At 68.8% G+C, this 24891-nt stretch carries 16 protein-coding genes; 2 read left to right on the forward strand and 14 right to left on the reverse strand.

Annotation, left to right across the window (positions count from 1 at the left end; all coding sequences use genetic code 11):
- Window positions 1-85 precede the first annotated feature (85 nt).
- From K3U94_RS22470 to glf, 11 genes are all read right to left on the reverse strand, one after another.
- Entirely contained in the window at window positions 86-1663 is a 1578-nt protein-coding gene (locus K3U94_RS22470; RefSeq protein ID WP_047319108.1) for an acyl-CoA carboxylase subunit beta, read from the reverse strand.
- Entirely contained in the window at window positions 1660-6984 is a 5325-nt protein-coding gene (gene pks13 / locus K3U94_RS22475; protein ID WP_220695087.1) for a polyketide synthase Pks13, read from the reverse strand. Before pks13 ends, K3U94_RS22470 begins: the two co-directional genes overlap by 4 nt.
- Window positions 6985-6990: 6 nt before the next feature.
- Entirely contained in the window at window positions 6991-8901 is a 1911-nt protein-coding gene (fadD32, locus tag K3U94_RS22480) for a long-chain-fatty-acid--AMP ligase FadD32 (RefSeq protein ID WP_047319110.1), read from the reverse strand.
- A 362-nt stretch (window positions 8902-9263) separates the two neighbouring features.
- Window positions 9264-10334, reverse strand: coding sequence for a carboxylesterase Culp6 (gene culp6 / locus K3U94_RS22485; RefSeq protein ID WP_220695088.1), 1071 nt, complete (start codon window positions 10332-10334; stop codon window positions 9264-9266).
- A 103-nt stretch (window positions 10335-10437) separates the two neighbouring features.
- Entirely contained in the window at window positions 10438-11331 is an 894-nt protein-coding gene (locus tag K3U94_RS22490; protein WP_047319111.1) for an alpha/beta hydrolase-fold protein, read from the reverse strand.
- A gap of 169 nt (window positions 11332-11500) precedes the next feature.
- Entirely contained in the window at window positions 11501-12484 is a 984-nt protein-coding gene (locus K3U94_RS22495; RefSeq protein ID WP_109519556.1) for an esterase family protein, read from the reverse strand.
- Between the two features lie 295 nt (window positions 12485-12779).
- Window positions 12780-14798, reverse strand: a complete 2019-nt coding sequence (gene aftB / locus K3U94_RS22500; protein ID WP_275564535.1) for a terminal beta-(1->2)-arabinofuranosyltransferase — start codon at window positions 14796-14798, stop codon at window positions 12780-12782.
- The gene (locus K3U94_RS22505) at window positions 14776-15699 is read right to left on the reverse strand and encodes a decaprenyl-phosphate phosphoribosyltransferase (RefSeq protein ID WP_047319114.1); all 924 of its coding nucleotides are present in this window, start codon (window positions 15697-15699) and stop codon (window positions 14776-14778) included. Before K3U94_RS22505 ends, aftB begins: the two co-directional genes overlap by 23 nt.
- On the reverse strand, window positions 15696-16262 hold the full coding sequence (locus K3U94_RS22510; protein WP_230987299.1) for a phosphatase PAP2 family protein: 567 nt from the start codon (window positions 16260-16262) through the stop codon (window positions 15696-15698). Before K3U94_RS22510 ends, K3U94_RS22505 begins: the two co-directional genes overlap by 4 nt.
- Window positions 16259-18154 carry a glycosyltransferase gene (locus K3U94_RS22515; RefSeq protein WP_220695089.1) on the reverse strand — a complete coding sequence of 632 codons (1896 nt, stop codon included), beginning with the start codon at window positions 18152-18154 and terminating at the stop codon, window positions 16259-16261. Before K3U94_RS22515 ends, K3U94_RS22510 begins: the two co-directional genes overlap by 4 nt.
- On the reverse strand, window positions 18151-19353 hold the full coding sequence (gene glf, locus K3U94_RS22520) for a UDP-galactopyranose mutase (RefSeq protein ID WP_220696921.1): 1203 nt from the start codon (window positions 19351-19353) through the stop codon (window positions 18151-18153). The genes K3U94_RS22515 and glf overlap by 4 nt, the downstream gene beginning before the upstream one ends.
- A gap of 290 nt (window positions 19354-19643) precedes the next feature.
- On the opposite strand from glf, the gene K3U94_RS22525 reads away from it, so the two are divergent.
- Together K3U94_RS22525 and K3U94_RS22530 are read left to right on the forward strand one after the other, a co-directional pair.
- The gene (locus K3U94_RS22525; RefSeq protein ID WP_047319117.1) at window positions 19644-20534 is read left to right on the forward strand and encodes an exported repetitive protein Erp; all 891 of its coding nucleotides are present in this window, start codon (window positions 19644-19646) and stop codon (window positions 20532-20534) included.
- 167 nt (window positions 20535-20701) lie between these two features.
- A complete protein-coding gene (locus K3U94_RS22530) occupies window positions 20702-22459 on the forward strand; it encodes an N-acetylmuramoyl-L-alanine amidase (RefSeq protein ID WP_230987300.1) in 1758 nt (585 codons plus the stop codon).
- Between the two features lie 9 nt (window positions 22460-22468).
- On the opposite strand, the gene K3U94_RS22535 is transcribed toward K3U94_RS22530, so the two are convergent.
- From K3U94_RS22535 to K3U94_RS22545, 3 genes are read right to left on the reverse strand one after another with little or no spacing between them, the layout of a single operon-like run.
- On the reverse strand, window positions 22469-23299 hold the full coding sequence (locus tag K3U94_RS22535; RefSeq protein ID WP_220695090.1) for an HAD family hydrolase: 831 nt from the start codon (window positions 23297-23299) through the stop codon (window positions 22469-22471).
- Entirely contained in the window at window positions 23299-24105 is an 807-nt protein-coding gene (locus K3U94_RS22540) for a lysophospholipid acyltransferase family protein (RefSeq protein WP_220695091.1), read from the reverse strand. Before K3U94_RS22540 ends, K3U94_RS22535 begins: the two co-directional genes overlap by 1 nt.
- A 6-nt stretch (window positions 24106-24111) precedes the next feature.
- On the reverse strand, window positions 24112-24885 hold the full coding sequence (locus K3U94_RS22545) for a lysophospholipid acyltransferase family protein (RefSeq protein ID WP_220695092.1): 774 nt from the start codon (window positions 24883-24885) through the stop codon (window positions 24112-24114).
- Between the last annotated feature and the right edge of the window lie 6 nt (window positions 24886-24891).

Below are 24891 nucleotides of genomic sequence, written 5' to 3' on the forward strand. Positions count from 1 at the left end.
AAAAACGGCACGTACCCTGAGAACGCAGGCCACCTAATGTTCCCGCAATCTGAGCCAGGACTTAGCGGCTAAGCGGAAGCGCCGGCTAGATGGGCAGCAGACCGTGCTTACGCTGCACCTTCGGGAAGTTCTGCTTGTCCCGCAGCAGCCGCAGCGACTTACGCAGCAACAACCGGGTCTCGTGCGGCTGGATCACGGCGTCGATGTAGCCGCGCTCGGCGGCAGTCCACGGGATCGCCATGTTCTCGTTGTAGCCGTCGATGAAATCCTGCTTGATCTTCTGCACCTCGGGCGCGGTCGGGTCCGGGAAGCGCTTCACCAGTAGCTGGGCCGCGCCGTCGGCGCCGATCACCGCGATGCGGGCCGTCGGCCAGGCGAAGTTCAGATCCGCGGACAGCTGCTTGGAGCCCATCACCGCGTAGCCACCGCCGTAGGCCTTGCGGATGATCACGGTCACCTTGGGCACGTCGGCCTCGACGATGGCGTTGAAGAACCGGCCACCGCGCTTGATGATCCCGTTCTTCTCCTCCGACACCCCGGGCATGGCGCCGGGGGTGTCGACGACGAAAACCAACGGGAGGTTGTAGGAGTCGCAGAATCGGATGAAACTGGCCGCCTTGTCGGATGCCTCGGTGTCGACCGCCCCGGACATGAACATCGGCTGGTTGGCGATCACCCCGACCGGATGCCCGTCCACCCGGGCGAACGCGGTGATCATCGCCTTCCCGCGCTGTTCGGAGATCTCGAAGACGTCGCCGTCGTCGAAGATCCGCAGCAGGATCTCGTGCATGTCGTAGGCGACGTTGTCGGCGTCCGGAACGATCGAGTCCAGCTCCAGGTCGTGCGGGGTGATCTCCGGCTCCAGGCCGGGGTTGACGATCGGCGCGTCGTCGAAGTGGTTGGAGGGCAGGAACGACAAGTAGTCACGCACGTACTGGAACGCCGCCGCCTCGTCGTCGACCACCTTGTGGATGTTGCCGCGCTGCGCCTGCGCGTCGGCGCCGCCGAGCTCGTCGAAGCTGACGTCCTCGCCGGTGACATCCTTGATCACGTCCGGTCCGGTGATGAACATGTAGCCCTGATCACGTACGGCTACCAACAGGTCCGTCTGGATCGGCGAATACACCGCTCCCCCAGCACATTTACCCAAGATGATCGAGATTTCCGGAACCAGGCCGCGCAGCATTTCGTGGCGCCGTCCCAGCTCGGCGTACCAGGCCAGCGATGTAACCGCGTCCTGGATCCGCGCGCCCGCCGAGTCGTTGATGCCGATGATCGGGCAGCCGACCATGGCCACCCACTCCATCAGCTTGGCCACCTTGCGGCCGAACATCTCCCCGACCGAGCCCTGGAACACGGTCTGGTCGTGGCTGAACACCCCGACGGGTCGGCCGTTGATCCGGCCGTGACCGGTGACCACGCCGTCGCCGTAGAGCGCGTTCGGGTCACCGGGGGTCTTGCACAGCGCACCGATCTCCAAGAAGCTGCCCGGGTCCAGCAGCGCATGAATGCGGTCGCGGGCACTGGGGATGCCCTTCTTCGCCCGCTTGGCGACGGCCGCCTCACCGCCGGGTTCCTTGGCCAGCTCCAGCTTTTCGCGGAGTTCGGACAGCAATTGCGCAGTGGTCTTGGGCGGGTGGGCGGGTGGGAACTCGGTGGTCACTGCTCTCCCTGGATCCGGTTGATCGCCTCGCTCATGTGGGCGCCTACCTTGGCAATGTACGGCTCATCGATGACCTGAACGTGCTCGCCCCCGATCGGCACGATCTCCAGGTCGCTGACGTATTCACCCCAGCCGCCGTCGGGCTTGCGGGTGGCGTAGGCGGGCTCGAACACGATGGCGTCATCGTGGTAGCGGTCAGCCATGTACAGCGCCACATAGCCGTCGTAGGGCTGGTATTCGGCGGTGTCCAGGGCCCGGTTGTCCAGGTACGACGTGCGCTGGTGCTCGATGATGCCGCCCGGGATCTGCACCCCGCTCTGGGCCACGACGTCCATCACGAAGCGAACCTGGCCCTCATCGTCGAGCTTTTCCAGCTCCTCGTAGGGGATCTCGGGAACCTCGACGTTGAAGGTGCGCTCGGCGAACCGCGCATAGCGGTCCCAACGGGCACGCATGCCTTCCTTGCTCTGGTCGATCGGCTCACCGGGCATCACCGCGTCGATCAGCCCGACGTAACGCACGTCGGCCCCGGCCTGCTTCAGCCCGATCGCACACGCGTAGGCCATCGCCCCACCCAGCGACCACCCGGCCAGCACGAACGGCCCGTCGTGCAGTTCCAGCAGCTTGGGCACGTACTCGGCGGCGCGCTCCTCGATGGAGCCCTCCACCCGCTCAATGCCGTAGACCGGAGTGTCGGCGGGCAGCCGCTTCATCAGCGGCTCGTAGACCACCGTCGAGCCACCGGCCGGGTGGAACACGAACAGCGGAACCTTGTTCGAGCCTTCGGGTTTGGCGCGCAGAGTGCGAACGAACCCGTCCACCACGCCGTCCTCGAGCTGATCGCGGACGATGGTCGCCAGCGCCTCGATGGTGGTCGCCGACTTCACGTCGTCGACGGTGATGATGCCCTCGGCCCGCTCCGACAGTCGCTCGGCCATCTTGGTCGCGGTGTCGTCGTCGAGAGCGGGCAGCTCGTTGAAGATGCCACCCGGCGACTTCCCGGTGACGATCGCCCAGGTGGCGAACGTGACCCGCTCGGCGGCGTCACGTGGTGGCACGTCGGCGCCCAGCGCCTCGGTCACCGCTTCCTGGGTGAGCACCTTGGCGGCCGCCGCGGCGGCGGTCTTGGAACTCACGCCGGACGGTCCGGAAGGGTCGGTCGGCGGGGGCGGAACCGCGGGCCCTGCCGGGTTGGTCGGCGGCGGCGGGATCGGGATGTCCGACGGGGGTGGCGCCGCAGCGGGCTCGGCCACCGGTGCGGCGTCCGCGGCCTCGGCCGCCTTGGCCGCGGCGAGGATCGCGGCCTGCTCGGCGGCGATCTCCTCGGGCGTCTGGGTCTGCTGATGCTCGTGCAGTGCCTCGACCTCGTCGCGGTGCTCGACCGCGTAGCGGAGCATCTCCTCGATGTTGTAGAGGTTCGCGTCGCGCACCGCGGTCAGCTGGATCGGCGGTATGTCGAAGTCGTACTCGACCCGGTTCTTGATCCGCACCGCCATCAGCGAGTCCAGACCCAGCTCGATCAGCGGCACCTCCCACGGCAGATCCTCGGGCTCGTAGCCCATGGCGCCACCGACGATCGCGCCCAGCCGATCGGCGACAGTCTCCCCGGATTCCGGGGACCACTTGGCGAACCCGGCGGCCAGGCCGGCGCCGGCGGTCAGGTTGTCGTGCAGGATCTCGGCGTCGTCGACCGGTTCCTCGGGCTGCGTAACGGGCGTCGCAACCGATGAAGACGCCACCGCGGTTCCGGCGCCGACCGCGACCGGCAGCGAAACCCCTTCGGCCCCACTGCGACTCACCAATGCGTCGTAGACCAGCGTGAACGACTCGCCGATGCGCGAGTGCACCTGAACAGCAGCGCCGCCCGGGTGCCGGGTCAGCGTCGTCACCAGCCGAGAGCCCTCCCCCGGCACCGCCCGCTGCTCGGAGGCCACCAGAGTCGAGTCCGGAATAACCGCAGCGGCAGCGGCTTTCACCAGGGCAGCCAAATCCGTCTCACCGCGACCGGCGTACTCGAAGACGTGCCGGCCGTCCGGCAACGCGACGTGCGAGCCGGGCATGACACCGGTGGCGTCGCCGGAGAACCGGGCGTCCAGCCAGTGCGGCTTGCGCTTGAAGCGCGTCGGCGGGATGTTGGCGAACTCCGCCGGGCTGACCGGCCCTTGGACCTCACGCGGGAACAACGTGCGGAAGTCGAGGTCGTGACCGTGCACGTAGAGCTGGGCCATCGCCATGGTCATGGCGTCGACGTCGTCGGTCTTGCGGGCCAGGGTTGCGATCAATTGGGCATCATGGAGCCCCGCGCTGGCCGTGGTCAGCCCCACCTGCATGAGCGCGACCGGGTTCGGCGCCAGCTCCAGGAACGTGGTGTAGCCGTTGTCGACGGCGTTGCGGACCCCGTGGGTGAAGTAGACGCTGTGGCGCATCCCCTTCTTCCAGTAGTCCACATCGTGGATCGGCTCGCCCCCGGGCTTGACGTAGCTGCCCTCGTGCACGGTCGAGAAGATGCCGATGCTCGGCGTGTGCGGCTCGATGCCCTGCAGCTCGGCGGAGAACTCGCCGAGCAGCGGGTCCATCTGCGAGGTGTGCCCGGCGCCCTTGGTCTGCAGCTTGCGGGCGAAGCGGCCCTCGGATTCGGCGCGCGCCACGATCTCGTCGATCTGCTCGGGCGGGCCGCCGATCACGGTCTGGCTCGGGGCGGCGTAGACACACACCTCCAGGCCGGGGAAGTCCGCAAACACTGTCTTGAGTTCCTCGGCGGAGTACTCGACGAGCGCCATGAACCGGATGTACTCGCCGAACAGCATCGCCTCGCCCTCACCCATCAGGTGTGCGCGCGAGCAGATCACCCGGGTGGCGTCGGCCAGGGACAGACCACCGGAGAAGTAGGCCGATGCCGGCTCGCCCAGTGACTGGCCGATGACGGCGGTCGGGCGGGCGCCGTGGTGCTTGAGCACCTCGCCAAGCGCGATCTGGATGGCGAAGATCGCGACGTTGGACGTCTCGATGCCGTAGTCGTGCGAGTCGTCGAGGATCAGCTCCAGTACCGAGTAGCCGCGCTCGTCCTGGACGTGGGCGTCGACCTTCTCGATCCACTCGGCGAAGATCGGGTCGCGCAGGTAGAGGTTCTTGCCCATCTTGCGGTGCTGCGCGCCGAAGCCGGCCATCACCCAGACCGGTCCGTTGGTGACCGGGCCGTCGGCGGAGTAGACGTTGGGCTTCTGCTTGCCCTCGGCGACCGCCCGCAGGCCGGCGACAGCCTCGTCGTGGTCGTGGGCCAGCACCACGGCGCGCGAACGGCCGTGGTTGCGCCGGGACAGCGACCGGCCGATCGAGGTCAGCGGGGTGGCCCGGCCTTCTTCGCTGTCGATCCAGTCGGCCAGCTCGGCGGCGGCGGCTTTCTTGCGGGAAGTCAGAAACGCCGAGATCGCCAGCGGGATCAGGGGTTTCACCGGCTCCTCGGCAGCAAGCTCGGCCAGTGCCTCGTCGCGCAGCCGCAACGCCTCATCGGTCAGGCCGGGCAGCTCGTACTCGGGCTCGTCGCCGTAGCCATGCGAACCCTCAGGCTGAATGAACTCGCCGTACTCGTCGAAGCGGGGCGCCTCGTGCTCGATCTCGGGCTCGGCGGTCTCGGAGGCGGCGACAGGCTCTTCAGGCTGCGGCTCGCGCTCGATCACATCGCGCGGCAGCACCTCGCGCACCACCAGGTGAGCGTTGGCCCCACCGAATCCGAAGCCGGACACCCCGGCGACCGCATAGCCGCCGTAGCGCGGCCAGTCGGTGGCGGTGTCGGCGACCTTCAGGTGGGTGCCGGCGAAGTCGATGTAGGGGTTCGGTCCGGCGTAGTTGATCGACGGTGGGATCTTGTCGTGCTGCAGGGCGAGCACGATCTTGGCCAGGCTGGCCGCACCGGCCGCCGACTCCAGGTGTCCCACGTTGGATTTCACCGCGCCCAGTAGCGCGGGCTTGTCGGCGGCGCGGCCCCGGCCAACCACCCGGCCCAGCGCCTCGGCCTCGATCGGGTCGCCCAGGATGGTGCCGGTGCCGTGCGCCTCGATGTAGTCGACGGTGCGCGGGTCGATACCGGCGTTCTTGTAGGCCTTGCGCAGCACGGCGGCCTGAGCGTCCGGGTTGGGCGCCAGCAGGCCGTTGGACCGGCCGTCGTGGTTGACCGCGGAGCCGGCGATCACCGCGAGGATCTGGTCGCCGTCGCGGCGCGCGTCGTCGACACGCTTGAGCACCAGCACGCCGCCGCCCTCGGCACGGGAGTAGCCGTCGGCGTCGGACGAGAACGACTTGATCCGGCCATCGGGCGACAGCACCCCGCCGACCTCGTCGAAACCGACCGTCACCAGCGGGGTGATCAGCGCGTTGACGCCGCCCACCACCGCCACGTCGGCCTCGCCGTTGCGCAGTGCCTGCACACCGGCGTGCGCGGCGACCAGTGACGACGAGCATGCGGTGTCGACGGTGACCGACGGCCCGCGGAAGTCGTAGAAGTAGCTCACCCGGTTGGCGATGATCGAGCTCGAGTTGCCGGTGATGGCATACGGGTGGGTGATGCTCGGGTCGGACAGCGCCAGGTTCTGGTAGTCGCCGTTCGACGAGCCCATGAAGACCGCGACCGCTTCGCCGCGCAGGCTCGAGGCCGGGATGCGGGCGTGTTCCAGCGCCTCCCAGGTCAGCTCGAGCGCCATCCGCTGCTGCGGGTCGACGTTGTCGGCTTCCATCTTCGACAGCGCGAAGAACTCCGCGTCGAAGCCTTTGATGTCGGACAGGTAGCCACCGCGGGTGCGCGCCTTTTTGACGCGCTCGGCAACCCGGGGCTCCTCCAAGAACTCCGACCAGCGGCCCTCGGGCAGGTCGGTGATGGCGTCGAATCCCGCCAGCAGCTTTTCCCAGGTGTCCTCGGGTGAGTTCATGTCACCCGGGAAGCGGGTGGCCAGGCCGACGACCGCGATGTCGGCGACGTCGGCGTCCCGCGACCAGTCCTCGCCGGCCGCGTCGTCCTCCAGCACCGGCTCGCCCTCGACGATCACGGTGGCCAGCGCCTCGATCGTCGGGTGCCGGAACGCCACCGTCGCCGACAGCGTCACCCCGGTGAAGTCCTCGATGTCGGAGGCCATGGCCACCGCATCACGCGAAGACAGGCCGAGTTCGATCAGCGGGGCGGTCTCGTTGATCTTGTCCGGCGACTGTGCGGTGGCGTTGGCCACCCAGTTGCGCAGCCAGGCCCGCATGTCGGCGACGGTCAGGTCGGTGCGGCTGGTGCCGCGCAGGATTGCGTCGTCGCCGTCGCTCAATTGCGGAGCCTCACTCATATGGGGTTAAACCTCGTCGGGGTAGGCGTTCGGGCCGGTGGTGCCGCCGCGCAGGCTGCCGTCCAGGTAGGCGGCCCGGCAGGCGCGGCGACCGATCTTGCCGCTGGAGGTACGCGGCACCGTGCCCGCCGACACCAACAGCACGTCACGCACGGTCACGCCGTGGCGCACCGCGATGGCCGCCCGGATGTCGTCGGCGATCGGCTGGTAGTCCAGCTTGTGGGCTCCCGGGGCGCGCTCGGCCACGATCACCAGTTGCTCGGAGCTGTCCTCGGGGTCGTACTTCAGCCCGGAGTGCGGGTTGTCGAAGGCCGACTGCGGCAGCTGGTTGGCCGGCACCGAGAACGCCGCGATGTAGCCGGCGCGCAGCGCCCGGCTGGCCTCCTGCGCGGAGTACTCCAGGTCCTGCGGGTAGTGGTTGCGGCCGTCCACGATCACCAGGTCCTTGACCCGGCCGGTGATGTAGAGGTCGTCCTTGTAGTAGGCGCCGTAGTCGCCGGTGCGCACCCACAAGCCGTTCTCGTCGGCGCCCTCGGCGCGGGACGGGCTGGTGCGCGACTTGAGCACGTTCTGGAACGTGTCAGCCGTCTCCTTCTCACGGTTCCAGTAGCCGACACCCATGTTGTTGCCCTGCAGCCAGATCTCGCCGATCTGGCCGTCGGGCAGCTCGGCGCCGGTCTCGTAGTCGACGATCACCGCCCACTGGTCCACGCCCACCCGGCCGGCCGAGGCCTGGCTGACCGCGTTGGGGGCATCAGCGGGCACCTCGATGAACCGGCCGCCGTTGTTGAGCTCCTCGCGGTCGACGTAGACCACGCGCGGTCCTTCGTCGGGCGGGGTGGTGGAGACGAACAGGGTGGCTTCGGCCAGCCCGTAGGACGGCTTGATCGCCTCTTCGCGGAACCCGTACGGGCCGAAGGCCTCGTTGAACTTGCGCACCGACGCCGCCGACACCGGCTCGCTGCCGTTGAGGATCGCCCGGACGTTGCTCAGGTCCAGCGGCGGGTCGCCCTCCTTGGGCAGGCCGCGGGCCGCGGCGTGCTCGAAGGCGAAGTTCGGGGCCACCGAGAAGCACTCCCCGGTCTCCCCCTCCTTGCGCGACATCTCCTTGATCCAGCGATAGGGCCGGCGCACGAACGCCGCCGGCGTCATGAAGGTGAACTGCTGGCCCATCACGCACGACAGCAGAATGGTGACCAGGCCCATGTCGTGGAAGAACGGCAGCCAGGTGACGCCACGGTCGCCTTCGCGGCCCTTGAGCGCGTCCAGCAGCTGCACGACGTTGGTGGGCAGGTTCAGGTGGGTGATCTTCACGCCGGTCGGGGTCCGGGTGGAACCGGAGGTGTACTGCAGGTAGGCCACCGAGTTGCGGTCGACTTCCGGCATCACCCAGGTCGAGCCGACCTCGGCGGGCACCGCGTCGACGGCGATGACGCGCGGCCGGGCGTTGGCCGGGCGGCTGCGGAAGAACTTGCGGACTCCCTCGGCCGAGTCGCTGGTGGTCAGCACCGCCGACGGGGTGCAGTCGTCGAGCACCGCGTGCAGCCGGCCCACGTGGCCCGGCTCGCCCGGGTCGAACAGCGGCACCGCGATGCGGCCGGAGTACATGATCCCGAAGAACGACACCAGGTAGTCCAGGTTCTGCGGGCACAGGATCGCCACCCGGTCCCCGGGCTCGGTGACCTGCTGCAGCCGGGCGCCGACGGCGCGGTTGCGGGCACCGAAGTCCGCCCAGGAGATGTCGCGGGCCAGGCCGTCACGCTCGGTGGAGTAGTCCAGGAACCGGTACGCCAGCTTCTCGCCGCGCAAGGCGGCCCAGCGCTCGACGGTCTTCACCAGGTTGGCGTTCTCCGGGAACCGGATCTTGCCGTCCTTGATGAAGGGGTTGTGGTAGGCGGCCTGTGTTGCCGGGGCCATCAAAATCTCCTGTCGCGAACATACGTTCTCATCGGCTGCCGGGCGCGTCGGGTAACACTGGTGCGTTACATCGCGCGGGCCCGGGACCTCCCAGATGGTAATGGGTTTCCGAAACCCGACGACGCGCTGCTGCCCTGCGGCCACGAGCCGCCGCTCTTAAATTGCTCTTAATGTTAGAGGTCGGTGCGGCCCATGCCAAATCAAACGGTACCGCGTGTGACGCCGGTCTCGGGGTCACGAGGCGGTCCCAGCTTCGCCTCTCCTTCGTCGAGCCTCGCTGAACCGCCGGGGTCACGAGGCGGTCCCAGCTTCGCCTCTCCTTCGTCGAGCCTCGCTAAACCGCCGGGGTTGATACGGCGGGTTCAGCCGTGCGGCGGATGCGGCGCGTTGTCGACGAGGTTGCGCGCCCAGTTCAGCGTCCACTGGGTGGCGGACTGTCCGTCCTGATTCCAGAAGTCGGTGGTGGCGTACATCGCGTGCACCGGCTGACCGGCGCCGCCGGCCAGCGTCTCCAGGGTGGCGGGCAATTTGCCGACGCTGAACGCCTCTCGCGGCGCGGCGCAGATCAGGTCACCACGGGCGCAGATCTCGTTGGTGCGCTGGGCGAGGTCGCCGAAACCGCCGTCGCGCGCACCGGTCATGGTCAGTCCCATCCCGGACAGGATGGGCAGTTCATGCAGGGTGACTTCGGCGCCCTGCCCCGGCGGGGTCGGCGGCACGTCGATGCCGCTGCCCGGCCCGACCTGGCGGCGGCCGTCGGCGATCAGGGTCACGCCCAGCACCAGGTCCTCGTCGACCGGGCCGCGCCCGTTGCCGATGTCGCTGGCGACGTCGCCGGCGATCACCGCGCCCTGCGAGAAGCCCACCAGCACGTAACTGGTCAGCGGGCACCGGTCGTTCATCTCGGTCAGCGCCTTGATGGTGGCGCGGGTCCCCTCGGCCCGGCTGTCGTTGTAGCTCATCTGCTTGTCGGCCGACAGTGGGTTATGGAACTGCGCGGTGTAGGGCACGGTGTAGGTCTGCACGCGGGACGGGTCGAACTGCTCGGCGATCGGGCGGGTGACGGTGAGCAGCAGCGCTATCGGGAACTGAGTGGGGTTCAGCGGGTCGTCGCTGGGCGACGTCTCCCAGGTGCCGGGCACCGACACCAGTTGCACGTCCGGGCAGCTGGCGTCCTGAAAGGCCGGGCGCGGCTTCTTGGTCCGCGACGGCACCGAGCTGGTCGGGGGGACGCCTTGGCCCGGCTGCTCGGCGATCGGCGGCGTGGCCGGATGACGGATCCAGATCACCACCGCCACGAGCACCAGCGCCACCACCAAGGCCATCGCGCCGGCAGCGATCCAGGCGAGGACGCGCCGGCGGTTGGCTGGCGACTTGCGGGGCGACTTCCGGGGGGATTTTCGCGGGGAGCTGGATGTCTTCTTCTTGGCCATATCGCCTTTCACGGTACAGATCGGCGACGGCACACACTGACTCTGCGTCCACGGCGGCCCTTACTCGAACTTTCCCGCCGTGGACGCAGAGCCAACGCAAGAGTTACCTAATCGCGCCGACGATCTCGCCGACCATCGCGCCCAGTTGCGACGACCACGACCCCCAGCCGTTGTCGCCGGGGGAGAAGTCGAAGTGACCGTTCTTGCCGCGCACCTGGCGGTACTGCATGTTGAAGTACCGGCCGCTGCCGGTCGCCTCGGACGGGTCGCCGATCATCGCGGCCGGGTTGGAGGCGCCGCCCATCGGGTTGTAGACCCACACCCGGGTGTTGTTCTGCGCCAGCAGGGTGGCGTGCACGGTGGGGTCGTGCCACTTCCAGCGGCCCAGCTGGGGTGCCCCCCACATGCCGTACGGGTCCACGCCGCCGAAGTTCTGCAGGCCGGCACTGATGACACCGCTCTCGGTGGTGTTGGCCGGCCCCAGGAAGCCCGACATCGAGCCGGCGAAGCCGAACCGGTCGGGGTGGAACGTGGCCAGCGCCATCGCCCCGTAGCCGCCCTGGGCCGCGCCGACCACGGCGTGGCCGCCCGGCGCCAGCCCTCGATTGGCCGCCAGCCAGTCCGGCAGCTCGCTGGACAGGAAGGTGTCCCACTGCTTGCTGCCGTCCTGCTCCCAGTTGGTGTACATGCTGTAGGCGCCGCCGGCCGGGGCCACGACCGAGACACCCTTGCCGGCCAGCGTGTTCATCGCGTTGCCCGCGGTCACCCAGTTACTCAGCTCGGGGTGGGCGTCGAACGCGTCGAGCAGGTACACCGCGTGCGGTCCCTGGTTGAGGAACGCCACCGGGATGTCGCGGCCCATCGACGGCGACGGGACCATCAGGTTCTCGAACTGTGCCGCGTGCGCGCCTGGGCTGACGATCGTGCCCCCGCCCCACAACCCCAGCATCAGCACGGCCACGCACAGCGCCCGCAGCAACTTCGACAGTCCGCTCATATCCACCTCGCTCGTCGGCACAGATTCTCCGGTGTTTCCACCCGCTGGTCGCGCGCCCAGACTCCGGGAGGTAGTCAATCACACGGCACTCGCGGGCAGGGCAGGAAACGGCCGACGGCGACGACCCGAAGGTCGCCGCCGTCGGCGGTACATCTCTACTGCTCTGGGACTACTCGCCCGAGCTGGTGCTCGCGCCGCCACCCGGCGTGGCGCCCAGGTGGGCCTGCAGGTCCGGCTTCATGGCCTGCAGCTGCTGACCCCAGTACTCCCAGCTGTGCGTGCCGTACTCCGGGAAGTTGAAGATCGCGTTGTTGCCACCGGCCGCGGTGTAGAGCTCCTGGAACTTCTTGTTCGCACCGATCATGAAGTTCTGCTCGAGGAACACGGCCGGGATGTTGTCGCCGCCCAGCTCGTTGGCCTTGCCGTTACCGCAGAAGACCCACAGCCGGGTGTTGTTGGCGACCAGCTTGTCGACGTTGACCGTCGGGTCGTTGCGCAACCACGCCGGGTCGTTGTCGTCGCCCCACATGTCGTTCTTCTTGTAGCCGCCGGCGTCACCCATCGACAGGCCGATCCAGCCCTTGCCGGTGGACGGGTTCAGGTAACCCGACAGCGAGCCCGCGTAGGTGAACTGGTTGGGGTGGTAGATCGCCAGCGTCATCGCCGAAGAACCGGCCATCGACAGACCGACCGCGGCGTTGCGGCTCTGGCTCACGCCGTACTCCGAGGCCAGGTAGGCCGGCAGCTCGCTGGTGAGGAAGGTCTCCCACTTGTAGGTCTGGCAGCCGACCTTGCCGCAAGCCGGCTTGTACCAGTCGCTGTAGAAGCTGGACTGGCCACCGACCGGCATGATCACCGAGATGCCCGAGTTCAGGTACCACTCGAACGCCGGGGTGTTGATGTCCCAGCCGTTGAAGTCGTCCTGGGCCCGCATGCCGTCGAGCAGGTAGAGGCCCGGGGAGTCCGAACCACCGCTCTGGAACTGGACCTTGATGTCACGGCCCATACCCGCCGAAGGCACCTGCAGGTACTCGACCGGCAGACCGGGCCGGGAGAACGCGCTCGCCTCCGGGGTACCGCCGACGACACCGACCAGTCCCGCCAGCAGGGCCGCGCCACCGGCGGCGACCATCAACCTGTCAAGCAACTTCATCCTTGGCATCCTCATTCGTTCGTTGCCGTACTTTGCTCATAGCGTGGCCCGACTCGGACCCGATCTGTGCGTACCAACGCAACAGTGCCGGTGTAGTCAACCACAGAACGCCGGGAATCGAGAACCTCGGGGTTCTGCCTCCCGGTCCGCGAACCGGCCCGTTACCGGAATTTTCTGCATTTGCCGCGCTGCGCTCACAAGAGCATTCCAGCCGGTGAGACCGGACGCGGTCGGTAGCTGCGCGGGTCGGGGAATGACGTCCGTCACAATTTTTCCCTCGTCCCGTACCGGACAGTCAGGGAACCTCCGGCGGCATCCCGGTGTAGAGCGGGCGGGTCGGTTCGGGCACAGCCAGTCCGCAGCGGATCAATTCGTCGCGCGGGACCCGTTCGATCCGGTAGCGGGTGAAGCCCGGCGAGTGCAACACGTTGGACAGGAACCGGCGCGGGCCCATCGGCGCGCGCACCGAGCCCAGCACCGCCGCGGTGTCGGGGCAGCGCAGGGCCGCCTCCGCCTGGGCGATCCAGTCCTGGTCCAGGTACCCCGGGATCAGCGGGTACCACTTGACCCACGGGCCGTCAGCCACCACCCAGTCCCGGAACAGATCCTTGTCATGGCCGATCCGTCCGTGCTCCAGCCGTTCGGTGTGCGCCGCGATCGGATTGATCAGCCCGATCTGGTCCAGCACCCGGACGTCCAGGCCGGTGTTCATGCCCAGCATGCCCATGTTGGTGAAGAAGACAGTGTGCGGTCCGGTTCCGCCCGGGTCGGGTTCGGCGGGAACGCCGACCCCCGGGGGCACCGGCAGGATGACCGGCACCACGTCCCACTGGTCGTAGTTGCCCGACGGCAGCAGCAACGCCCCGTCGGGGGTGGCGGCGATCGTGGTCAACACCGCGCGCATCCGCGGATAACCGAGGTAGTCCGCGGCGGTCAGCGGGTGGGCGTTGCCGGTCGCCTGGGAGTAGAACCGGCGCTCGTCGACGATCCCGGAGTAGGTGACACGGGTGGCGTCATCGCCCATCCCGTGCGAGTTGGCCGCCCACAGCGCCCAGCCGGCCACCGCCAGCCACAGCAGTCCGACGGCGCCGCTGAGCGGGTAGCCGGCCTCCCGGCGATAACGCGCGCCGTCGGGCAGCAGCACCGGAATGACCGCCACCGGGGCCAGCATGCAGAACAGCGGCGCCAGCAGCACCCGCCCGTGCATGAAGTCGCCGCCCTGGCGCACCCAGTAGGCCGCCTGCAGCAGCCCGCTGAACACGAAGAAGCAGACCACCGCACCGGGGCTCTGCACCAGTCGGGCCCACGGGCCGACGCCGGGCGGTACCGGACGGCGCGGCCGGTAGCGCACGGCGGAGCCCACCCACAGCGCCGCACCCAGCGCCACCAGCAGCACCCCGGGCACCCACAGCGCGTAGGGGGCATTGAAGTTGGCCAGATAGATCATTCCCTGCGACCACTTGTCGCCGGCTGCGTCTTTGGCCAGCGCGGTCCCCGGCACCAGCAGGCCGTAGTAGCCCATCCGGAAGATCTGATACGCCACCGGCAGCGCGCCGCCCGCCACCAGGATCAGCACCCGGGGCCGCCATGCCCGGGGCGCGGCGATCAACAGCATCACCAGCGCACCGCCGCCGATCAGCGCCAACTCGGGACGGACCAGCACACTGCAGCCGGCAATGAACGCCAGGCTTGCGGTGAAAAGGGCTCCGCGAGCACGGGATCGGGGCATCCGCAGCGCCTGCGACCAGCAGACCAGCATCCACCACAGCAGGCCGAGGTAGGCCAGCACCAGACCGGCCTCCAGGCCGGAGGTGGCGAAGTCCCGCGCCGGGGGCAGCGCGATGTAGACCAGCGCACCGGCCGGCAGCAGCAGCGCGCGGCGGCCCTGCAGGCTCGGCGCGTAGAGCCGGGCGGCACCCAGCATCAGCATCGCCACCCCGGCCAGGCTCAGCACCAGTGCGAAGACCAGCGCCACGTACTCCATGCGCACCGGCCCACCGAGCCAGCTGCCGAGATACATCAGGTACGTCCAGGCCGTGGAGGTATTGGCCTCCACGCGTTCGCCGGTGTTGAACACCGGGCCGTTGCCGGCCAGCAGGTTGCGCACGGTGCGCAGCACGATCAGTCCGTCGTCGGAGATCCAGCGCCGCCGCCACGCGCCGATGCCGAACATCAACAGCACCAGCGCCACTCCGGCCCACGAGCTCAGCCGTACCGACGGGCTGTAGGAGACCGCGGGCCAGCCCAGCGGCCGGACCCGGGGGTCCGGCGCTCTGCTCCCCCGGGCCGAGCTAGCCGAAAGCGACGGCAGCACCGATGGTTCCGATCCAGGCCAGCGCCATCAGCTGCAGCACCCGGTCGCGTCGCAGGATGTCCTCGGCTTCACCGGCCATGCCCCCGTCGACGTCGACCGCGTAGCGCAGGATCCCGACGACGATCGGGACGATCGACACCGCGTACCAAGAACCCGTGCCGTTGTCGCGCTCGAACGCGAACAGGCTGTAGCAGACCAGCATCGCGGTGGCCGACATCGTCCAGACGAACCGCAGGTAGGTGCCGGTGTAGCTCTCCAGCGACTTGCGGATTTTGGCACCGGTCTGTTCGGCCAGCTGTTTCTCGGCGTAGCGCTTGCCGGCCACCATGAACAGCGAACCGAACGCCATCACCAGCAGGAACCACTGCGACAGCGGGATGTTCGCCGCTACGCCGCCGGCGATCGCCCGCAGCAGATACGCCGACGACACGACGCAGATGTCCAGCACCGCTTGGTGTTTGAGCCCGAAGCAGTACGCCAGCTGCATGGCAAGATAGATGGCGATCACCAGGGCCAGGTTCGGGGTCAGCCACCAGGAGACGCCCAGCGCGAGCGCGCCGAGCAGCGCCGCCAGGGCGTAGGCCAGCCCGACCGGCACCACGCCGGCGGCGATCGGCCGGAATCGCTTGGTGGGATGCGCCCGGTCAGCCTCGACGTCACGGGAGTCATTGACCAGGTAGATCGACGAGGCCGCCAGCGAGAACACCACGAACGCGATCAGCGCCTTACGGCCGACATCGGCGTAGTCGTACTGCACGTCTCCGCCGAGCGCGGCCATCGGGGCGGCCAGCACCAGGACGTTCTTCACCCACTGGCGGGGCCGCATGGCCTTGATCACCCCGGAGAGCAGGTTGGCCGGCGGGCCGAGCTCCGACGTTCGATCGTGCGTTTCTGCGCTCATCCCGAGTCTCCAGAGTTGTCCAGGCGGATCGCGGCGGCAGCGACCGCGGCTCCAATCAGCGCGCCGGCGGCCACGTCGCTGGGATAGTGCACCCCGAGCACCATGCGCGACAGCGCCATCGGCGGTACCAGCGCCGCAGGCAGTGCTCCGCGCCGCAGCCCGGCGGCGCGACCCAGCAGGATGGCCGCCGCCGCGGTGGAGGTGGCGTGCGCCGAGGGGAAGCTCAAGGCACTGGGAGTGCCCACATTGACCGCGATCGCCGGATGGTTCGGGCGTTTGCGGCGCACGATGCGCTTGATGACGACCGCGGCGGCGTGTGCGGCCAGCGTTCCGGCGCCGGCCACCAGCCAGCTCCGGCGGCGCTGCGGCTGGATCAGGGCGCCGAGCGCCGCTACCGCCAGCCAGCCCAAGCTGTGCTCACCGAAATGCGACATCGCCCGGGCCACCGGCAGCACGCCGGAGCGGCCGGTCAGTGCCGACTGCACCGCGACCAGCACAGCGTCTTCGCCGTGCGGGGGTACCGCGTCATCCAGATTCATGGGGTCCGGGTCGAATTCGGTCATGACGACGTGGCACCGTCGGGAAGCAGCACCGTCTCCCACTGCTGCTTGCTCGCCAGCGTGGGCAGTGCCCGGCGGTAGGTCCGGCGCAGGGCGTCGAACCGGCGCGCCAGCTGATACTGCCGCCGCAGGGACTCGCGCAGCAGCGAGAACATCTTCTCCCGGTCGCGCTGCCGGTAGACCACACCGCGCCCGTCGGCGGTGGTGACGGTGACGCCGTCCTGGGTGCACAGCAGGAACCAGCGGGCGTCCTGGGTGGGGACGTTGAGCTGCGGGCGCCGATGGTGCTCCGGCTCGGTGGCCTTGAGGTTGTGCAGAATGCCGCGGGCCAGCCGATAGCCGATGGACAGCGGCTGCACCGGGGGCCGCATCGGCTTGCGGCGCTGCGAGGGGGCGGGCAGCTCACTGGCCGCCGGCAGCACCACGGCATCGGGATAGGTCTTGCGCAGCGCGTGAATGTCCGGCAGCGCCGACTCCAGAATCGAGAAGATGTGGTCGGGGCCGGCCATGAAGTCGTCCAGCGCCTTGTTCTGCACGGCGACGGTCGAATATTCCAGGCAGGCAAGGTGTTTCAGGGTGGCCTTGAGGTGGCTGCGGATCAGCCCGGAGATGTTGCCGTCCCAGTGCAGGGCTGCCACCATCAACCGGTTACGCAGGTGGAAGTACGCCTGCCAGTCGATCGCGTCGTCTTTGTCGCTCCAGGCCATGTGCCAGATCGCCGCCCCCGGCAGCGTGACGGTCGGATAGCCGTGTTCACCGGCGCGCAGCCCGTACTCGGCGTCGTCCCACTTGATGAACGACGGCACCGGCTGACCGATCTCCTCGGCGACCGCGCGCGGGATCATGCACATCCACCAGCCGTTGAAGTCGACGTCGATGCGCCGGTGCAGATCCGGGGACTCGGCCAGCGCGTCGGTGGCGAAGTTGTGGTCGTACTCGGTGTGCGGGGCGTTGGTCCACATGAAGACGCCCGAGTCGACGACCTCACCCATGATGTGCAGGTGCGAGGGCTCCTGCAGGTTGAGCATGTGCCCGCCGACCAGGGTGGGCGTCTTGGCGAACCGGTTCAGTGCCAGCGCCCGCAGGATCGAGTCCGGCTCGATGCGGATGTCGTCGTCCATGAACAGGATCTGTTCGCAGCCGGTGTTCTTCAGCGCCTCATACATGACCCGGCTGTAGCCCCCGGACCCGCCGAGGTTGGGCTGGTCGTGCATCGACAGCCGGTCTCCGAGTCCGGCTGCCGCGGCGGCGAAACCGGGGTGGTCGCGCACCTTGCGGGTGCCCTGGTCGGGGACGATCACCGCGCTGATGACTTCGTCGACATCGGGGTCGGAGGTCAGTGCGAGCAGCGCGTTGACACAGTCGTCGGGCCGGTTGAAGGTCGGGATGCCGACCGCGATGTCGGCCCGGCCGGGGGCCTCGATCGGGGCGTACCAACCGCCGTGGGCCAGCGTGACCGCGGTGTCGGTGGTGATGTCGAACCAGATCCAGCCACCGTCCTCGAACGGCTGCAGACCGACCTCGAATTCGACCACCGTCGGGGTGTCACTGTTCTCGACAGACCCGAAAGGCTTGCCGTCCACCGCGATACGCGCACCGGTCGCCTTGGAGCGGTAGACGTCGACTCGCCCGGATCCGGTCAGCTCCAGACGCAACACCACCGATTCGAGGATCGACCAGCGACGCCAGTAGGACGCCGGGAAGGCATTGAAGTACGTGGCGAACGAGACTTCGGATTCCTCGCCGATCTCCAGGCTGGTGCGGGTGAGCGGGTGCGCCCGCCGGCTGTTGGTCTCGGACTCCTCGATGTAGAGCTTGCGCACATCCAGCGGCTCACCCTGGCGCGGCAGGATGATCCGCGAAAGCCGGCTCACCGCTCGCGAACTGTCGGTCATGCCTTACTGCCCTCCCCCAGCGCCACCCCGTCGGCCAGGTGCGGCGCCAGGATGTTGTCGTACATGTTCAACGCACTGGCGATCGCCATGTGCATGTCCAGATATTGGTAGGTGCCCAGCCGCCCACCGAAGAGCACCTTCGCCGACTCCATCTCGGCCTTCGCGCGCGCCCGGTAGGACGTCAGCACCGCCCGGTCCGCCTCGGTGTTGATCGGGTAGTAGGGCTCGTCGGCGTCGTCGGCGAAACGCGAGTACTCCCGCATGATCACCGTCTTGTCGGCCGGGTAGTCCCGCTCCGGGTGGAAGTGCCGGAACTCGTGGATGCGGGTGTAGGGCACGTCGCCGTCGTTGTAGTTCATCACCGGCGTGCCCTGGAAGTCGCCGGTGGGCAGCACTTCGAGCTCGAAGTCCAGGGTCCGCCAGCCGAGCTTGCCTTCGGCGTAGTCGAAGTAGCGGTCCAGCGGCCCGGTATAGACCACCGGCGCGTCGGGGCTGGCCGCCCGGAGTCCGTCGCGAACGTCGAACCAGTCGGTGTCGAGCCGCACCTCGATGCGCTCGTCGGCCGCCATGTTCTCCAGCCACGCGGTGTAGCCGTCGACCGGCAGACCTTCGTAGGTGTCGTTGAAGTAGCGGTTGTCGAAGGTGTAGCGCACCGGCAGCCGGGTGATGTTGGCCGCGGGGAGTTCCTTGGGGTCGGTCTGCCACTGCTTGGCGGTGTAGTCCTTGACGAACGCCTCGTACAGCGGGCGGCCGATCAGGCTGATCGCCTTCTCCTCGAGGTTCTGCGCGTCGGCGGTGTCGATCTCGGCAGCCTGTTCGGCGATCAGCGCCCGGGCTTCGTCGGGGGTGAAGTAGCGGCCGAAGAACTGCGACACCAGGCCCAGGCCCATCGGGAACTGGTAGGCCTGCCCGTCGTGCATGGCGAACACCCGGTGCTGGTAGCCGGTGAACTCGGTGAACTGTCGCACGTAGTCCCAGACCCTCTTATTAGAGGTATGGAACAGGTGCGCGCCGTACTTGTGGACCTCGATGCCGGTCTGCGGTTCCGCCTCGGAGTAGGCGTTGCCGCCGATGTGCGGGCGCTTCTCGACGACGAGAACGCGCTTGCCGAGCTGCGTGGCTACGCGCTCGGCGATGGTCAGGCCGAAGAATCCGGAACCCACGACAAAGAGGTCAAAACGAGCGGTCATCGGCGCCAAGGGTAGCCGACCAGCGCTCGCCCGCATCGTCGGCGCCCCGCCGCCCTCGCTTGCACGTTCACTATCGCCCGCCGATTCCGGGCACCTGGGCAATTGTCAGGGGCGTCGGGGCCGTCGTCACGCGCCGAGGAAGGGTTGGTAGCGGTTTCCTCACGATTCGATCTCGTCACTCTTTTCACACAAGTCACACGCGTACCGTCGGTCACGTAGGTCAGATGCAAGTGCAGTAAGCGCCACGATGGCCCCGAAGAAAGCGGGGCCGGACGGCAAAACATATTGAGGAGACTTCCGTGCCGAACCGACGTCGACGCAGGCTCTCGACAACCATGAGCGCAGTCGCCGCCCTGGCGGTCGCGAGTCCGTTCGCAGTTGTCGCAGTATCCGAGCTGGTCGCCCACAACAGCGCCCCCCAGCACCACGACTTCGTCGCGGCTTCGTCCGTGGCTGATCTCCCCGGTGAACTGATCACCGCCCTCACGCAGGGTCTGTCCCAGTTCGGGGTGAACCTTCCGCCGGTGCCGGGCTTCGGCAGCGGATCCGCCTCGACCGGGGCGTACCCCGGCCTGACGTCACCGGGCCTGGGCACCCCCGGCCTCACCGACCCGTCCCTGGGCACGCCGGGCCTCACCTCGCCCGGGCTGGGTACACCGGGACTCACCTCGCCCGGGCTGGGCACGCCGGGACTCACCGACCCGTCGCTGACCACGCCGTCGCTGTCGACGCCGCCGCTGGGCACGCCCGGTGTGTCCACCACGTCCGGGCTGACCACGCCCGGCCTGACCACGCCGCCGTTGACCGACTCGTCGCTGACGAGTCCCGGGTTGACCAGCCCCGGGTTGACCAGCCCCGGCCTGACCAGTCCCGGCCTCACCAGCCCGGGATTGACCAGCCCCGGCTTGACCAGTCCGGACACCGGGCTGCTCGGGTCTGACGGTCTGCCGCTCACCTCGCCGGTGGGCCTGGACCCCGGCCTGGACGGCACCTACCCGATCCTCGGCGACCCGTCCCTGGGCATGCCGGAGGAGAAGGGCGGGCTGGTCAGCGACCTGATGAGCGCCGCCAACCAGCTGGGCGCCGGGCAGGCCATCGACCTGCTCAAGGGTGTGGTGATCCCGTCCATCGCGCAGGCCGCGCAGGGCGCCGGACCGGCGGTCGCCGCCCCGGCCCCGCCGTTGCCGTAACAGGACAAACAGCGGAGCTGTTCCGCCCAACGGCACCGCAGAGTCAGCCCGCACCGGCGGGCACCGGAAGACTCTGCGGTGCCGTTAACAATGTCCTGGTCCCGGCCGACGCCGGCGGGCGCGTGTCGCATCACCAACAACACGTGACACATACGTAACATCAGCACGTGCCAACCCGTCGTCGTCCCCCGCCGACGATCAAGCTGACCGCGTCTCTCGCGACCCTGCTGATCCTGCCGTGGGCGTTGAACTCCGGGGCGGGCCCCAAGTCGGCCGGCATTTCGGAGGCAACGCCCAACGCCGCCGCGACCAAGCTGAACCAGCAGCCGCTGCCGGATCTGGAACCGGGCGACACCGTCCGCGAGATCAGCCAGGACGAACCGTTCACCATGGTTGCGCTCACCGGCGCCGACCTGAGCGGCACGTCGGCACGGATCCGCGCCAAGCGCGCCGACGGGTCCTGGGGCCCGTGGTATGCGACCGCGCACGAGTCCAAGCAGCAGACCCCGGGTCCCCGGCCGGCCGATGCGCCGGCTCCCGGGCCGGACGGGACCGAGCCGGTGTTCGTCGGCCGAACCACGGCCGTGCAGATCGCGGTGACCAGGACCGCTCCGAACGCTCCCGGCAACCCGGCTCAGCCCAAAACCCCGGCCAAATCCAAGGGCAAGCCCAGGGCCGACGGGCCGGCCACGACGAAAGGCCCGGCCAAGCCGGAGGCGGCCCCGAAGAAGTCCGCCCCGGGAGATCTCGGCTACCTGCCGGCCACCGCCGCGCAACCCTTTGCCCAGAACATCTCCGCGGTGCTGATCACACCGCCGAAGGCTCCCGCCGATTCGCAGTGGCAACCGCCGAAGGCCGTGCTGGGCCCGGGTCAGCCACCCAACATCATCCCGCGCAGCCACTGGGGCGCGGGCGCCTACGGCCGGTGCGGCAAACCCGTCGAGAGCGGCCCGGTCCACGCGGCCGTGGTGCACCACACCGCAGGCTCCAACGACTACGCCCCCGAAGACTCCGCGGAGATCATCCGGGCGATTTACGCCTACCACACCCGCACCCTGGGCTGGTGCGACATCGGCTACAACGCGCTGGTGGACAAGTACGGCCAGGTTTTCGAGGGCCGGGCCGGCGGCCTCGCCCGGGGCATCATGGGCAGCCACGCGGGCGGATTCAACAGCAACACCTGGGGGGTGTCCATGATCGGCACCTTCGACGACGCGCCTCCCCCGCCGATCCAACTCGAGACGGTCGGCCGGTTGTTGGGCTGGCGACTCGGGCTGGACCGCACCGATCCACGCGGCATCGCGCAGCTGACCTCCGCCGGCGGCTCGTTCACCCACTATCCGCGGGGGGCGTCGCTGACGCTGCCCTCGATCATCGGCCACCGCGACCTCGATGCGACGGAGTGCCCCGGCGAACAGGGATATATCGCGCTCAACGAGATTCGGGAGATCGCCTCCCGGTTCAACGAACCGCCCGGGCCGGAAGACCTCGCCCGGGTGATGGAGGGCGGCGCCATCCACACCCGCTGGCTGGAAATGGGCGGCATGGATGGCGTGCTCGGCGCCCCCACGTCGCCGGAGGCGATCGGCGAGGGTTCCACCAAGTACGCCACCTTCGAGCACGGCGCGGTGTACTGGTCGCCGGAGACCGGCGCGCAGCCGATCACCGGGGCCATCTACGACGCCTGGGCGTCGCTGGGTTACGAACGTGGCGTGCTCGGGCTGCCGACCAGCGCCGAACTCGCCGAACCGGAGTGGGTGGGCCAGAACTTCCAGCACGGCACCCTGAACTACAACCGGGCCAGCGCGAGGGTGATCCGCGTCGTCGACGGCAATGCCGAAGAGCTGCCCCCGCCGCCCCCGGAGGGCCCGCCGGTGCAGCTCGAGCGCTTCTCGCGGGTGATCGATCCGTTCGCGGTCGGTTAGCCCGCAGAATCAACGCAGAAAAATCCGCTCCAGCACTCGCGCCAGGCCGTCGTCGGTGTTGGGTGTGGTGATCTCGGCGGCCGCCGCCAGCACCTCGGGGTGGGCGTTGCCCATCGCCACGCCGTGTCCCGCACGCACCAGCATCGGCAGGTCGTTGGGCATATCCCCGAACGCCACCACCTGCTCGATGCCGATCCCCAGCGGCGCGATCAGCTCCTCGATGCCGCTGGCCTTGGTGATACCCGCCGGCACCACCTCGATCAGCCCGTGGTTGGTGGAGTAGGTGAGCTCGGCCGCGGTTCCGATGTGGGCCTGCAGCTGCGCCGCCATGTCGGCGCTGGCTGCCCCCGTCTTGCGGATCAGCAGCTTGATCGCCGGTTGGGACAGCAGGTCTTCGAGGGACACCTCGGTGTTGTCCGGGTTGAGCCAGGCGTGCTCGTAGCCCGGTGAGCTGACGAACTGCGGGGTGGCCGCGTCGTGCGCGCTCTCGCCGATGCGCTCCACCGCCAGGCCCGCCCCCGGGATGACGCGGCCGACGACCTCGGCCAACTTGACCAGACTGTCGGCCGAGAGCGTCCGCGCCGAGATCACTCGGTCGGTGGCTGGGTCGTAGAGCACCGCCCCGTTGGCACAGACCGCCATCGGGGCGAAGCCGAGCGCGTCGACCACCGGCGCGATCCACCGCGGCGGACGTCCGGTCGCCAGCACGAAGCGCACGCCGGAGTCCACGGCCGCGTGCACCGCGGCCCGGGTTCGCGCGGTGATGTTCTCGGTGTCGTCGAGCAGGGTGCCGTCGACGTCGCTGGCGATCAGCGCGGGAGGTCCGCTGTGCGGCTGCATCAGCGCGAACTCCGCCCGGCCAGCGCCCGCCGCAGCCGTCCGCCCTGTGCCTGCGCCTGTGCCTGCTCCATACGTTTGCGCTCACGCTCGGCCAACTCGGCTGCGCGCATCTCCAAGGCTTCGGCCATGGTGGGCGCGCCGCCGCCCAGCCGGCGCGGCACCCAGTGCGCCCCCGCCGGGTGCGGGTACTCCAGTTGCGCCTCTTCGAGCATCGCCGCCATCGTGTTCCTCAGCTCGGCGGTGGTCGCCGCCACGTCAGCGGACGCAGCCATCGGCTCGCCGATCTTCGCCAGCACCGGAATATTGTTGCGCCACAAATGCTTCGGATGGTCCTTCGTCCAGACCCGGTGGATTCCCCAGACGATCACCGGGATCAGCGGAACACCCGCGGCATGGGCCATCCGGGCCGCGCCCGTCTTGAACTCCCGCAGCTCGAAGCTGCGGCTGATGGTGGCCTCGGGATTGAGGCCGACCAACTCGCCCTGCCGCAACCGCTGCACCGCCTCGTCGTAGGCGCCGGCTCCGGCGGAGCGATCGACCGGGATCAACTTGACGTGCTTGATCACATAGTTGACCACCGGGACCTCGGTCATTTCGGCCTTGATCATGAACCGCAGCCGGCGGCGGCGGCGCAAGGCCGCCAGCGAGGCCGGATACCAGTCCAGGTAGCTGGTGTGGTTGAGGGTGAGCACCGCCCCGCCACGTTCGGGAATGTTCTCCAGGCCGTCGATGGTCACCTGCGGCCCGTTGGCGTTCACCAGCCGCGGGACCACGATCTCCAGCGCCCGGAAGAAGGGTTCGGCCATGGTTTACTACTCCGTGCTCGATGCATCCGGTCGGCCCCGGCCCGCCCCTTTGCGCATCCGTTCCGCCAGCTCCTGCTCTTCGGCAACCCTAGCCTCGTCGGGGGTGGGTGCGCCGCCGCCGAGTCGTCGGGGCACCCAGAATTGACCGGGGGGATGCGGATAGTCCTGCTGCACCTGAGCCAGCATCGGCGCCATGCGCTCGCGCAACCGGGCGCTGAGCGCGGCGGCGTCACCGGACGGGGCCAGCGGTTCCCCCGCCAGGACGGTGATCGGAATCTTGCTGCGGATCAGCTTCCCTCTCGGATGGTCTTTGGTCCACAGCCGCTGCGCCCCCCAGACGATCAGCGGGACAATCGGCACCTGCGCATCGAGGGCCATCCGGGCCGCCCCGGACTTGAATTCCTTGAGCTCGAAGCTGCGGCTGATGGTGGCCTCCGGGTAGACGCCCACCACCTCACCCGAACGCAGTGCGTCCACCGCGTTCCGGTAGGCGTCGGCCCCGTCGCCGCGGTCCACCGGGATGGTGCCGGTGTGGCGGATCAGAAAGTTCACCACCCGCACCTGCTGCATTTCGGCTTTGATCATGAACCGCATCCGGCGGCCCCGCCGGTATACCGCCAGCGCCGCGGGCAGAAAGTCCACGTAGCCGGTGTGATTGATCGCGATCACCGCACCACCGTCGGTCGGGATGCGTTCCAAGCCGAGGTAGTCGATCTGGGCGCCGGCGATCTTCACCGCGCTCAGCGCCGTGAGCTCCAACGCTCGGAAAACCGGCTGCATGCCAGC

This window comes from Mycolicibacter heraklionensis, assembly GCF_019645815.1.
Classification (GTDB): Bacteria; Actinomycetota; Actinomycetes; order Mycobacteriales; family Mycobacteriaceae; genus Mycobacterium; species Mycobacterium heraklionense.